The following is a 12,165-nucleotide window of genomic DNA, read 5'->3' as shown; positions in this document are numbered from 1 at the left end:
CTCGGTGATGAAGCCGCCCGCATAGGGCTTGTTGCGCACCACCCTGAGGCCGTGGCCGCGGAAGGCGGCCTCGGCGCAGTCGATCAGGTCGGGCGCGCAGGAGGTGCCGAAGCGGTCGCCCAGCACCACGTCGACCGTCGCCCCCTCGTCCCGGGCGAGGCTGCTCGACGGCATCGAGTGGCAATCGATCAGGACCGCGCGACCGCTTCGGCACCTCCTGCGCGCCCGACCTGATCGACTGCGCCGAGGCCGCCTTCCGCGGCCACGGCCTCAGGGTGGTGCGCAACAAGCCCTATGCGGGCGGCTTCATCACCGAGCATTACGGCGAGCCGGCTTTCGGCCGCCACGCCCTCCAGATCGAGGTCAATCGCGCCCTCTACATGGACGAGCGCAATCTCCTGCCCCGCCCCGGCTTCGAGGCCCTGTCGCGGATCCTGACCGCGGTCGCGGAGACGCTCGGCCACGCCTCCCTCGATCTCGGCCCGCGGCGCATCGCCGCCGAGTAGTGTCCCTGACCGGCGTGGGTCATCCGATGTCCGACCGATCGCTTCGCGATGCGGACATCGGCTTCGCTCAGGCGTGTGGAGCCGACGGTTCCACCGCGCGGGCTGGCGATCCGACGTCCGGACCGAATCGTCCGGACGTCGGATCACTCCCTCCCCGCCCGCCGCAGCGAGACGGTGGCGAGCGCCGCCAGGTCCTTCTCGCCGTCGCCATGCGCCAGCGCATCGAGCAGGCCGTCGCGCAGGACGCTGGCGAGCGGCATCGGCACCCGGACGGTCTCCGCTGCGGCGAGCGCCAGGCGCACGTCCTTGGCGCCGAGCGCCAGCCCGAAGCCCGGCGGCTCGTAGCGGCCGGCGGCGATGGCGCCGCCATAGTTCTTGTAGACGGGCGCGGCGAAGATCGTGTTCGTCAGGAGGTCGAGAAGGTCGGCGGCCGACACCCCGTGCGCCTTGGCGAGGGCCACCGCCTCGCCCATCGCCTCGATCGCCGCGACGATCATCATGTTGCCGGCGAGCTTGACCGCGTTGGCTCGGGCCGGCGCCTCGCCGAAGCGCCAGGTCTTTGCCCCCATCGCGTCGAGGAGCGGCTGCGCCGCTGCGATCGCGTCGTCCGGGCCGGCGGCCAGGATGGTGAGCCTGCCCGCCTCCGCCACGTCGGGACGGCCGAAGACCGGCGCCGACACGTAAGGCACACCCGCCCGGCCGTGGACCGCCGCCAATTCCTCGGCGAGCGCGACCGAGATGGTGCTGGTGCCGAGATGCACCTTGGGCTTCTCGGCCTGGTCGAGGAGGCCGCCCTCGATGAGGACGGCGCGGAGCGCGGCGTCGTCGGCCAGCATCGTCACGGCGGCGTCGCCCCGGAACGCCTCGGCGGGGGTCGCCACCGGCTCGGCGCCCTGGGCACGCAGGGCTTCCGCCGCCTGCGGCGAGCGGTTCCATACCCGAACCCGATGGCCCGCCTTCACCAGGTTGAGGGCCATCCCCCGGCCCATCCGGCCGAGCCCGAGAAATCCGACATCCATCGCCACGCCCTTCCCATCCTTCGGGTGGGGAGGAGATATGGCGGGCGGGCGCCGTGTCAGGCCCCCATCCGATGTCCGATTGATCGCTTCGCGATGCGGAGATCGGCTTCGCTCAGACGCCCAGAAGGGCTGCCTTCTCGACGCCGAGCACCTCGGCGATGTCGTCGAGGGCCTTGTGCTCCAGCTCGCTGATTCCGCCCTGGTCGGCGACGTCGGCGGCGATGAGGAAGACGTCCTGGCGCTGCTCCAGCGGGCGGTCGGCGATGGCGCCGACGAAGCGCAGGTTTTCCAGCCGCCCGGCCCGGCTCTTCGCCCGGGCGATCGCCTCGTGCAGCTCCTGCTCCAGCTTCAGCACGCCGTAGGACTTCTGAAGGATCGGGTTGTTGCTGAGGTCGGTCAGCGCGGTCTCGATCTCCTCCTCGTCGATCTCCTGGTCGGCCAGGATCACGGCGGCGGCGGCCGAGCAGGCGGCGTGGAGGAAGGCGGTGTCGCCGGCATAGGACATGACGACCCGGCCAACCCGGGAGAAGGCATCCTGAAACAGCCCCATGGCACGTCCTTGAAAAAGAAGTCCCTCGGGCCGGCAGCGGCGGACCCGTCGTCGCGGTTGCGCATCGATGCATGAGCGCGCCCGCCGGACAAGTGCAGCGCTGCCGCGCCCAACGACGCGAGTGGTCGAGGGAAGAGATCGGGCCAAGAAAAACCCCGGCCGTGGTCGATCGGACACGCTCGTCTCGATCGCGCACGCTGAGATGCCGGAGTGTCGGGACCGCGGCGCGACTGGCGCCGTCACGGCGTTTCGGTTGCCTCGCCGAAACACCCCCCCTCCGTCGCCATTCCGGGGCAGCGACAGCCGAGCCCGGAGTGCCGCAGGCACGCCCGGACGCTCAGGGCATTCAGAATAGAATGGAACGCGACCCGCGGTATTGAGCACGACCGGAATTCTGAATGCCGGGCTCCGCTGCGCGGTCCCGGAATGACGTGGTGGTTCTCGAATCTGTGGGAGGAGCGCCACGCTCTCGGCATTCTACATCGCGATCACCTGCCGGATTGCCTCGCCGCGGTCGAGCCGGTCGAAGCCCTCGTTGATCTGGTCGAGGGTGAGGGTGCCGGTCATCAGCTTGTTCACCGGCAGGCGGCCCTGCCGATACATCGCGATGTAGCGTGGAATATCCCGGGCCGGGACGCAGGAGCCCATGTAGCTGCCCCGCACCACCCGCTCCTCGCCGACAAGGCCGACCGGCGGCAGGGTGAAGCTGTGGTTCGGGTTGGCGAGGCCGGCAGTCGCCGTGGTGCCGCCGCGGCGGGTGATGCGGTAGGCGGTGTCGAACGCCTTGACCGAGCCGGCCATCTCCAGGGCGTAATCGACGCCGCCATCGGTGGCGTCCCGGATCGCCGCGACGGCGTCGGGGTCGGAGGCCAGGAAGGCGTCGGTGGCGCCGAGCTCGCGGGCGACCCTGAGCTTGTCCTCCGACAGGTCGACCGCGACGATGCGGCCGGCTCCGCTGGCCACGGCTCCGATCAGCGCCGAGAGGCCGACGCCGCCGAGGCCCACCACCGCGACGCTCTGGCCCATCTGCACCCGGCAGGTATTCACCACCGCGCCGACGCCGGTCATCACCGCGCAGCCGAACAGGGCGGCCTCGACGAGCGGGATGTCGGACTCGATCTTCACGATCGAGCGGCGGGAGATCACCGCGTATTCGCCGAAGGCCGAGACGCCGCTGTGGTGGCTCACCTCGACGCCGTCGCAGTGGATGCGCTTGGCGCCGGACAGGAGCGTGCCGCGGCCGTTGGCAGCGTTGCCGGGCTCGCACAGGGCGCCGCGTCCCTCGCGGCAGGGCGCGCAGCAGCCGCAGGTCGGCACGAAGGACATCACCACATGGTCGCCGCGCCGAAGGTCGGTGACGCCCGGCCCGGTCTCCTCGACGATGCCGGACGCCTCGTGGCCGAGGGCCACCGGCACCGGCCGAATCCGGTCGCCGTTGATGACCGAGAGATCGGAATGGCACAGGCCGGCGCCGGCAATCTTCACCAGCACCTCGTCCGGCCCCGGCGGGTCGAGTTCGATCGTCTCGATGCGCAAAGGCCGCGTTTCGGCATAGGGCCGCGCGACGGGGGCGTGATGCAGAATGGCGGCGCGAACGCTTAGGGACACAGGTGGATCCTCCCGGCGGGGCGTCTTGTCCGGCCCCGGCGGGAACAGGCTGGCAGCGGGCCTGCGGCCGGTCAACCGGCCGCGCGCGCAGGGTCAGGCTGCGTCGTGCGCGCCGGAGCGCCAGAACGGGCGGTGCACCTCGGCCAGGGCCTCGGCGCGGCTGAGCCCGATATCCGCCAGGGTCTCGGCGGTCATGAAGGGCAGGTCCCGGGCGAGGCGGCGGCGGGCGAACCAGCGCCGCACCCACCCCCGCAGGACCGCCACCCCGGCGAGGCGCGGTTCGTGCGCGTGGCTCACGGTCCGCATCCGCCGGGCGCCGGCGACGCGGTGCATCGGGAACGGGATGACGGTGGCAGCCACGGCAGGTCTCCTTCTGTTCTTGGCCCGGCACAGCTACCCCGGACGGGCATCGCCGTATATTGAGTTCTTCAGCACGCTTCGTGCGCAAAACTCACAGATACCGACCATGCGCCACCTGCCGCCGCTCTCGTCCCTGCGCGCCTTCGAGGCCGCGGCGCGCCTCGGCTCGGTGACGAAGGCGGCGGAGGAACTCGGGCGCACCCACGGGGCGGTGTCGCGGCAGGTGCGGGCGCTCCAGGATCAGGCCGGGACGGCCCTGTTCGAGAAGGCCGGCACCGGCCTGCGCCTCACCCCCGCCGGCGAGGTCTTTCGGGGAGTGGTGGCGGGGGTGCTCGACGACCTGGAGCGGGGCTACCGGCGCCTGCGCGATGCCGGGCAGGGCGCCACCGTCCATCTCGCCTGCGGGGCGACCTTCGCGATGCGCTGGCTGGTGCCGCGCCTCGCGGGCTTCTACCGCGAGCGGCCGACCGTGCAGGTGCGCCTCTCCATGACCTCGGCCCGGGAGATCCGCGACGACGGCGCCGATCTGGTGCTGAGCTGGGACCGCCTCGCCCATCCGATCCGCGACGAGGCCCGGGCGATCCGCCTCGGCGACGTGGCCTTCGGGGTGGTCTGCGCCCCCGGCTACCCGGTCCGGACCGAGGAGGGGCACCTCGCCGCCGAGACCCGGATCCTCCACGACTACGCACCGCATTCCTGGCCGGCCTGGGAGGCGGCGACGGGCCGGCACGTCGCGGCGGAGCGGGACACCGCCTTCCCGCATAACGGCCTGTGCATCGAGGCCGCCCTGTCGGGCCTGGGCGTCGCCCTGGTCGAGCAGATGCTGGTGCGCGACGACTTGGCGGCAGGCCGCCTCGTCGCGCCTTACGGGTTCCACCGTTTTGCCGACGGCTTCGCGGCCGTGCCGGCAGCGGATCGCCCGCTCTCGCCGGCCGCCTCGGCCTTCATCGACTGGCTGCGGCGGATGCTGGCGGAGGACGGGTGAGCGTCGGCCCGCGGCCCGCCGCTGCGGCCGGCTCTGCCTCTCGCCGCGCTCGGCAGCGGGCGGCTGAACAGGAAGCCCTGGACTTCGGCAGCCCTCCCGGCGGATGCGGGCGAGCTGGTCTTGCGTCTCGACGCCCTCCGCGGTGATGCCGAGCCGCTCGCCGATCCCGACGATCGCCCCCGCACGATCGCGGCGGTGTCGGGGTCGTGGATGTCGGCGACGAACGACCGGTCGCTCGTGAGCGTGTCGAAGGGGAAGCGGCGCAGGTCGCTCAGGGACGAATGGCCGGTGCCGACATCGTCGAGCGCGATCCGCACGCCGGAGGCCCGCAGGCGGTTGAGGATCGCGAGCACATGGGCCGAATCGGCCATCGGCGCGCTCTCCGTCACGTCGAGCCTGAGGCGGCGCGGATCCAGGCCGGACGAGGCCAGGCCGCGGGACGGGTGGTGCCAGCCACCAGGGTCTCGAAGCCCGCGACAGCCTGCGTCGCCATGTCGATCGGCTCCGGGCGGCGCGTCTCGCCACAGCGCCCGAACGAAGGTCGACGAGACTGCGAAGCGGCCAATCGAGGGCCACTTGCTGCGGCCTGCCCCAACGCCACAGCGCCACCCCACAGCTTCGCCTTACGCGGGGCAAGTATCCATGTGCGTTGCGCGAAAGCCACGACACCGGCGACACCGACTCATCAGAGGCTAGATTGCCCACTTTTTGAGCAACCGCCTAACAAAAGGTTTTGCCACTTTGCCGCCACACTGCCAGCTTGGCCGCAGTTGGCTCGGCCCTCCGCGGCCCCAGATGGATTGTTCGCCAGTGGCAATGCGCTTCACCCTCAGCAGCCTGACCGTCGCCCTGCTGTCGTCCGGCTTCGCCTACGCCGCCGACCTGGCCGCCCCGGCCTCTGCCCCGGTGGCCGTTGCCGAGCGTTGCAAGGCGACCTTGTCGCTGCCGGCTTATGGCGGCGTGATCAAGCCGAACCCGAACCCGACCTGCTTCACCCTCGGCGGCTTCGGCGACATCTATGTCGGCGGCGCCATCACCGGCTACGCCTACACCCAGACCAACCCCTTCCCGTTCTCGGCCGCGCCGCTGCCGAGCGACCGGGCTGCGCGGGTCGACTTCACCAACATCCAGGGCTGGATCCAGAAGGCCGACGGTCCGTTCCAGTTCTACGTCCAGGCCGGCGCCTACGCGATCCCGGCCCTCGGCTTCGTCAACTACAGCGCCCTCGACCAGACCGACCTGCTGTTCTCGCCCCTGCCGGTCGCCTTCGGCAAGTACGTGATCAACGACCAGTGGTCGATCCAGGGCGGCCGGATGCCGACCCTGATCGGCACCGAGGCGCCGTTCACCTTCCAGAACCTGAACATCTCCCGTGGCCTCCTGTTCAACCAGGAGAACATCATCAACCACGGCGTGCAGGTGAACTACAGCGACGGCCCGTGGTCGGCCTCGGTCGCCGGCACCGACGGGTTCTTCTCCGGCAACATCAGCTGGCTGACGGGCGCGATCACCTACAAGCTCGACGACAACAACACCTTCGGCATCAACGGCGGCCTCAACCTCGATCGCACCGACGTGCTGGCGCGCAGCATCCGCTACGCCTTCGCGACTCCGCTGTTCCAGCAGAACAGCGGCATCCTGTCGCTCAACTACACCTATTCGAACGGGCCGTGGACGATCACGCCCTACTTCCAGTACACGAACGTCGCGCGTGACAACCGGATCGGCATCGTCGAGGGCGCTTCGACCTATGGCGGCGCGGTGCTGGCGGCCTATTCCTTCAACGACAACTTCTCGCTCGCCGGCCGCGTCGAGTACATCACCCAGACCGGCGTGAAGAATGCCGGCTTCACCAGCCTGCTCTACGGCCCGGGCAGCTCGGCCCTGTCCTTCACCGTCACCCCGACCTTCACCTTCGACCGCTTCTTCGTCCGCGGCGAGTATTCGCGGGTCCAGCTCTACGACATCACCCGCGGCGACCTGGCCTTCGGCACGCTCGGCACCGGCTTCGGCCGTACCGGCAACCGCACCTCGCAGGATCGCTACATGATCGAGGGCGGCATCACCTTCTGACGCCTCCCGTCACCGTGAGAGTCGGCGCCCGCCCGGGAACCTCCCGGGCGGGCGCCCGTCGTTTGCAGGCTCCCGGTGGGATTCGGATCGGCGATCACAGCGCCCCCCCGGGCCGGAACCGCCCCTCCCCGCTTGCGCAGGCGACTTGCGCAGGGCCGACTTGCGCAGGCCAACTTGCGCAGGGCCGGCGGAGGATGACAGACCGGGGCGAGCCTCCCGGAGCCGCCCGATGAGCGTCCTGCCCGACACCCCGACGCTTTTGGCCTATCTGGCCGCCTGCCTGGTTCTGTTCGTCACGCCAGGGCCCGACATGAGCCTGACGCTCGCCCGCACCCTCGCTTCGGGCCGGCGTGCCGGGATCGTGACGGTTTTGGGCACGAGCCTCGGCACCCTGATCCACACGCTGGCCGCCGTGCTCGGGCTCTCGGCCCTGATCGCCGCCTCGGCCACCGCCTTCATGGTCCTGAAGGTGGTCGGCGCGCTCTACCTGGCCTGGCTGGCGATCGACGCCCTGCGCCGCGGCTCGGCCCTCTCCACGCGGGTCGAGACGGTGCGGGGCGGCCTGTGGCGCACCTTCTGCCTCGGACTCGGGGTGAACCTCACCAACCCCAAGGTGGTGCTGTTCTTCCTCACCTTCCTGCCGCAATTCGTGCGCGCGGACGCCCCCAACGCGACGGGCCAGCTCGCCGTCCTGGGTCTCGCCTTCATCGGCCTGTCCCTGCCGCTGGGGATCCTGATGGTGCTCGGCGCCGCCCGGGTCACCGGCCTGCTTCAGGCCCGGCCGCGGCTGATGCGGGGGATCGACTGGCTGTTCGCCGGGCTGTTCGGCGCCTTCGCGGCCCGCATCCTGCTCACGGTGCGCTGACGGTGCCGACGACATCCGCGCCGGCCACCAGGCGCAGATGCGGGGTGGCCGGGCGCGTCTCGGCCCGGCAGGTGCGGTTGCGGCCCGCACTCTTGGCGGCGTAGAGCGCCGCATCGGCCGCCCGGTAGAACTCGGCCTGCGAGCCGCCGGACGTGGTGTTGGCGAGCCCGATGCTGACCGTCAGGGCGCCGGCCGGAATGCCCGCCGAGGCCACCGCCACGGTGGCTGCCTCCGCGTGCAGGCGCTCGGCGACCCGGGCCGCCCCCTCCTCGTCGGTGTCCGGCAGGATCACGGCGAATTCCTCGCCGCCGATGCGGCAGACGAGGTCGTGCGGCCGGTGGATCGCGGCCGCCAGGCAACGGGCCAGCCCGCGCAGGATCTCGTCGCCGACTGCGTGGCCGTAACGGTCGTTGAAGCGCTTGAAATGGTCGGCATCGACGATCAGGAGCGCGAGGGGCCGATCGCCGCGCGCCGCCCCCAATGCCTGTTGCAGGGCCGCGTCGAAGCGGCGCCGGTTCGGCAGGCCGGTCAGCCCGTCGGTCACCGAAAGGCGGGCGAGCTCGGCCTCCACCGCCTCGCGCCGCCGCAATTCGCGCCCGCACAGCAGGGCGAGCAGCACCGCGAGGCCGAACAGGGCGAGCAGCGTGAGGCCGATCATCAGCGCCTTGGCGCGCCAGCCGGCCTCGATCTCGTCCGTGCTGAGGCCGATCGACAGGATCAGCGGCAGGTCGCCGACCTCCGTGAAGGTGAAGAGACGTTGCACGCCGTCCCGTTCGGCGTAGTCGACGAAGCGTCCGCTCCGCTCCTGGAGGACGCGCTGGAAGTTCGACGCGCCGGCCACGTCTGTGCCGACATCCCGCACGTCGTAGGGGAAGCGCACGATCCGGATGCCGTCCCGGCGGACGAGGTTGATGCTGCTGTCCGGCCCGAGACCGATCTTGGACAGCATCCGGGCGAAGTGCGACAGCCGCAGCGTGGCCACCACGACGCCGCCGAAAGACCCGTCCGGCTTGGTGACGCGCCGGCTGAACGCCACCGTGTAAGCACCCGACATCCGCGATTCGTAGGGCTTGCTGATGTAGAGCCCGGCGTCCGGATTCCGCCGATGGACCTGGAAATAGTCGCGGTCGCTGAAGCTCCCACCGAGGCCCGAGGGATAGCGCGAGTTCAGGATCCCGGTCCCGTGCTCGTCGAACTGCACGAGGATGCCCATGCCCTCGGCCGTGACGACGTGGTCGAACAGGATCAACTGCCGCAGGCCCTCGGGCGCTGCGGCGACCAGGGGGTTCTCGAGCTTCGCGACCATGCCCTGAAGCGCCAGGTCCATGATCTCGACGTTGCGCACGATGTCGGTCTCGATCACCCGCAGCAGGTTGCGCGACGTATCATCGGCCCGGGCCCACATCTCGCGCCGCAGCTCGGAGAGCATGAGGCCGGAGACGAGAAGCATGCCGAGGGGCGCCAGCACGCCAAGCGCGACCCAGACGCGGACGGTCTGGAGCCCGGCGAGGAAGCGGCGAGGCGACGGCATCGAGCAGGGATCTTTCCGGCAGGCTGACGCGAAGACCTCTATCGTGCGCCCGGGATCCTAAACAAGACTTTCATCGACCTGGCGAACTGGCGTCTTCCCCACAGTCGCCCCATCCCCGAACTGGCCGCGATCCCAGCGATCTAAGACTAACAGCCTAAGATACTTGCCCCTGGGGCCATCGACCGGTCTCGACGTGCCGATGTCGAGCCGAAACGGTGTCATACCAGCGGCCGAAGATGCTGACGCATCGGGCCGATGGACCATGTCAAATTTTCGATACGAAGCCAAAGGCTTAGCGAAAATTCGAGCACGGAACCAAAGGTCGTTTTCAACGACCTTTGGTTCCGTGCTCGAATGTCGCCAGGCTTCTGGGTTGGTGTCGACACTGCGAGAGGGGTCAACCGCCCCATCGATCTCGGGCAAGCCCGAGATCGAATCGATGCGTCCGCATCTTGGGCCGTTGGTATCCGAGGCTCGCTGGGACCGGACAGACGAGCGGAGTTGCGTCACCGCCGCGGCGGCGCGGCCCACATCGTCACCGGCCCGCGCCCGGCGAGGCGGCCGGCGGCGAGCCAGTAGACCAGCCCAGCGATCCCGCCGGCGCAGAACAGGAGCGCGGTCACCCGCCCCTCTCCCGGTCCGGCCGGGCCGCCGGCCCCGCGCATCAGCCAGGGCAGGAGCGCCGTGAGGAGGCCGGTGGCGCCGCCATACCAGGCGAGCGAGCGCCAGCCCAGCACCTCACCGACGACGGCGTTGAGGACGGGCGGAACGGCGACGAGGAGCAGGATCGCCCGCCCGAGGGACACCGCACCGTCGATCATGCCGGGATCGGGGGCGTAGCCCTCCGCCAGGTCCGAGAGCACGGCTTCGAGCCCCGACAGGCCGAACTGGGCCAGGAGGTCGCGCAGGACCGGGTCCATCGCGACGCCGATCCCGAGGGCGACGGCACCGCAGGCGATCGCCATCAGGAGCGCGACCGCGACGGTGAGGAGACGGCCGAAGGACATCGCTCGTCCCGTCAGTCGTCGTCGTGGGCGGCGGCGTAGACGCCTTCCGCGCCGATGCCCTCCTCCAGCATCAGCCGGGCGCGGGCACGCAAGCGCTCGGTCTCGCTCTTGAGCTGGCCGCAGGCCGCCAGAATGTCCCGGCCCCGCGGCGTGCGGACCGGCGAGGCATAGCCGGCATTGAACACGATCTCGGAGAAGCGCTCGATCCGCTCCCAGTCCGAGCACTCGTATCGGGAGCCGGGCCAGGGATTGAACGGGATCAGGTTGATCTTGGCCGGGATGCCCTTGAGCAGCCGCACCAGTTCCCGCGCCTCGGCGTCGGAATCGTTGACGCCCTTCAGCATCACGTACTCGAAGGTGATGCGGCGGGCATTCGACACGCCCGGATAGTCGCGGCAAGCCTGGAGCAGATCGCGGATCGGGTATTTGCGATTGAGCGGCACCAATTCGTTGCGCAGGTCGTCGCGCACGGCATGCAGCGAGATCGCCAGCATGGCATTGGCCTCGAGGCCGAGGCGCTCGAATTGCGGCACCACGCCGGAGGTCGAGACGGTGATGCGCCGGCGCGACAGGCCGAGGCCCTCGTGGTCGCTCATCACGCCCACCGCGTCGATGACGTTGTCGACGTTGTAGAGCGGCTCGCCCATGCCCATGAACACGATGTTCGAGACGAAGCGCGAGCCGTCGACCGGCACGAAGGCGCCCTTCGGCGGGGTTCGCCCGGGCCAGTCGCCGAGGCGGTCGCGGGCCACCACCAGTTGCGAGACGATCTCCTGGCACGACAGGTTGCGCACCAGGCGCTGGGTGCCGGTATGGCAGAACGAGCAGGTGAGGGTGCAGCCGACCTGCGACGAGACGCAGAGCGTGCCGCGGTCGTTGGCCGGGATGTAGACGCACTCGATCTCGGCACCGCGATTGTGGTCGTGCCGGCCGGTCGGCGGCATGCGGATCAGCCACTTGCGGGTGCCATCGCGCGACACCTGCTCGTTCACCACCTCGGGCCGGTCGAGGGTATGGAGGCCGGCGAGCTGACCCTTCAGCACCTTGCTGACATTGGTCATCTCGTCGAAGGACGCAGCGCCGCGCACGTTGATCCAGTGCCAGAGCTGGCCGGCGCGCATGCGCTGCTCGCGCTCCGGCACGCCGATGGCGGCAAGCTTGTCCTTCAGGGCTTCGCGGGTCAGGCCGACGAGGGAGGTCGGTCCGGTGGTCTCCAGCGCCTCGGGGCGGATCTCGGGCGTCTTCTCGATCGCCAGTGCCGGACCAGGCTGGGGTGGTGCTGAAACGGCGCCATCCCCGCGCCGGGCGGTGTCGAACGACGCCGTCGCCATGATCTTACAAACCTTCGGATGAAGCGGATATCGGCCGCATATAGGGGTAATCGGGCCGAAACGCGATGGGCGGGCGCCGAATCGACCCTGCAATGCGCGCGACGACAGGAAGGGACGACAGGAAGGAAGGAGCACGGCCCCCTCTCCCGAGTCGGCAAGAGCATTGCCCGACGAAGCGGACACCGGCCGGTCGCAGACAGTTCTGCAAAATCGGAGATGTCGAGCAGCGCCCGATGGCACCAGGATCGCGGGCCGCTCTCGCACCCGGCCTGGCTGGCGCTCGATGTCACGGCCGCGACCGGCGATGCGCCTGTCGATCCGGGGCGGCGT

11 protein-coding genes and 2 pseudogenes are annotated in these 12,165 nt (G+C 70.3%); 4 read left to right on the top strand and 9 right to left on the bottom strand.

What is annotated here, in order from left to right; translation table 11 throughout:
- Nucleotides 1-204: pseudogene (locus tag VP06_RS05950) on the bottom strand (N-formylglutamate amidohydrolase); the annotation flags it as partial.
- 26 nt (nt 205-230) lie between these two features.
- Between VP06_RS05950 and VP06_RS05945 the strand changes: the two are divergent.
- The gene (locus VP06_RS05945; protein ID WP_082167202.1) at nt 231-506 is read left to right on the top strand and encodes an N-formylglutamate amidohydrolase; all 276 of its coding nucleotides are present in this window, start codon (nt 231-233) and stop codon (nt 504-506) included.
- A 143-nt stretch (nt 507-649) separates the two neighbouring features.
- On the opposite strand, the gene VP06_RS05940 is transcribed toward VP06_RS05945, so the two are convergent.
- From VP06_RS05940 to VP06_RS05925, 4 genes are all read right to left on the bottom strand, one after another.
- Entirely contained in the window at nt 650-1,525 is an 876-nt protein-coding gene (locus tag VP06_RS05940; protein WP_048462906.1) for an NAD(P)-dependent oxidoreductase, read from the bottom strand.
- A gap of 112 nt (nt 1,526-1,637) precedes the next feature.
- Nucleotides 1,638-2,075 carry a tellurite resistance TerB family protein gene (locus VP06_RS05935; protein ID WP_048462905.1) on the bottom strand — a complete coding sequence of 146 codons (438 nt, stop codon included), beginning with the start codon at nt 2,073-2,075 and terminating at the stop codon, nt 1,638-1,640.
- Nucleotides 2,076-2,552: 477 nt separating this feature from the next.
- Complete coding sequence (locus VP06_RS05930) at nt 2,553-3,683, bottom strand: zinc-dependent alcohol dehydrogenase family protein (RefSeq protein WP_048462904.1); 1,131 nt, start codon at nt 3,681-3,683, stop codon at nt 2,553-2,555.
- 93 nt (nt 3,684-3,776) lie between these two features.
- Nucleotides 3,777-4,043 (bottom strand): DUF1127 domain-containing protein, encoded by a 267-nt coding sequence (locus VP06_RS05925; RefSeq protein WP_245291074.1) that lies wholly within the window; start codon nt 4,041-4,043, stop codon nt 3,777-3,779.
- A 106-nt stretch (nt 4,044-4,149) separates the two neighbouring features.
- Between VP06_RS05925 and VP06_RS05920 the strand changes: the two genes are divergently transcribed.
- On the top strand, nt 4,150-5,028 hold the full coding sequence (locus VP06_RS05920) for a LysR family transcriptional regulator (protein WP_197093147.1): 879 nt from the start codon (nt 4,150-4,152) through the stop codon (nt 5,026-5,028).
- Between the two features lie 236 nt (nt 5,029-5,264).
- Here VP06_RS05920 and VP06_RS37910 read toward each other — a convergent pair.
- Nucleotides 5,265-5,399, bottom strand: a pseudogene (locus VP06_RS37910) (EAL domain-containing protein); the annotation flags it as partial.
- A gap of 439 nt (nt 5,400-5,838) precedes the next feature.
- Here VP06_RS37910 and VP06_RS05915 point away from each other — a divergent pair.
- Both VP06_RS05915 and VP06_RS05910 read left to right on the top strand, forming a co-directional pair.
- Entirely contained in the window at nt 5,839-7,101 is a 1,263-nt protein-coding gene (locus VP06_RS05915; RefSeq protein WP_156295474.1) for a porin, read from the top strand.
- 229 nt (nt 7,102-7,330) lie between these two features.
- Complete coding sequence (locus VP06_RS05910; RefSeq protein WP_048462902.1) at nt 7,331-7,966, top strand: LysE family translocator; 636 nt, start codon at nt 7,331-7,333, stop codon at nt 7,964-7,966.
- On the opposite strand, the gene VP06_RS05905 is transcribed toward VP06_RS05910, so the two are convergent.
- The 3 genes from VP06_RS05905 to rlmN all read right to left on the bottom strand — a co-directional run bounded on the left by VP06_RS05905 (nt 7,953) and on the right by rlmN (nt 11,835).
- The gene (locus VP06_RS05905) at nt 7,953-9,497 is read right to left on the bottom strand and encodes a sensor domain-containing diguanylate cyclase (protein WP_048462901.1); all 1,545 of its coding nucleotides are present in this window, start codon (nt 9,495-9,497) and stop codon (nt 7,953-7,955) included. The genes VP06_RS05910 and VP06_RS05905 overlap by 14 nt on opposite strands.
- 506 nt (nt 9,498-10,003) lie before the next feature.
- Nucleotides 10,004-10,504 (bottom strand): hypothetical protein, encoded by a 501-nt coding sequence (locus VP06_RS05900; RefSeq protein WP_048462900.1) that lies wholly within the window; start codon nt 10,502-10,504, stop codon nt 10,004-10,006.
- An 11-nt stretch (nt 10,505-10,515) separates the two neighbouring features.
- Entirely contained in the window at nt 10,516-11,835 is a 1,320-nt protein-coding gene (gene rlmN, locus VP06_RS05895; protein ID WP_048462899.1) for a dual-specificity RNA methyltransferase RlmN, read from the bottom strand.
- Nucleotides 11,836-12,165 lie beyond the last annotated feature (330 nt).

It is taken from the genome of Methylobacterium aquaticum (assembly GCF_001043915.1).
GTDB classification, from domain to species: domain Bacteria; phylum Pseudomonadota; class Alphaproteobacteria; order Rhizobiales; family Beijerinckiaceae; genus Methylobacterium; species Methylobacterium aquaticum.
The sequence above is the reverse complement of the archived record's forward strand: the minus strand, read 5'-3'. Positions and strand labels throughout refer to the sequence as shown.

Excerpts from the sequence above, each read along its gene's own strand:
- VP06_RS05940 (WP_048462906.1), bottom strand. The coding sequence starts at position 1,525 with ATGGATGTCGGATTTCTCGGGCTCGGCCGGATGGGCCGGGGGATGGCC.
- VP06_RS05935 (WP_048462905.1), bottom strand. The coding sequence starts at position 2,075 with ATGGGGCTGTTTCAGGATGCCTTCTCCCGGGTTGGCCGGGTCGTCATG.
- VP06_RS05920 (WP_197093147.1), top strand. The coding sequence starts at position 4,150 with ATGCGCCACCTGCCGCCGCTCTCGTCCCTGCGCGCCTTCGAGGCCGCG.
- VP06_RS05910 (WP_048462902.1), top strand. The coding sequence starts at position 7,331 with ATGAGCGTCCTGCCCGACACCCCGACGCTTTTGGCCTATCTGGCCGCC.
- VP06_RS05905 (WP_048462901.1), bottom strand. The coding sequence starts at position 9,497 with ATGCCGTCGCCTCGCCGCTTCCTCGCCGGGCTCCAGACCGTCCGCGTC.
- VP06_RS05900 (WP_048462900.1), bottom strand. The coding sequence starts at position 10,504 with ATGTCCTTCGGCCGTCTCCTCACCGTCGCGGTCGCGCTCCTGATGGCG.
- rlmN (WP_048462899.1), bottom strand. The coding sequence starts at position 11,835 with ATGGCGACGGCGTCGTTCGACACCGCCCGGCGCGGGGATGGCGCCGTT.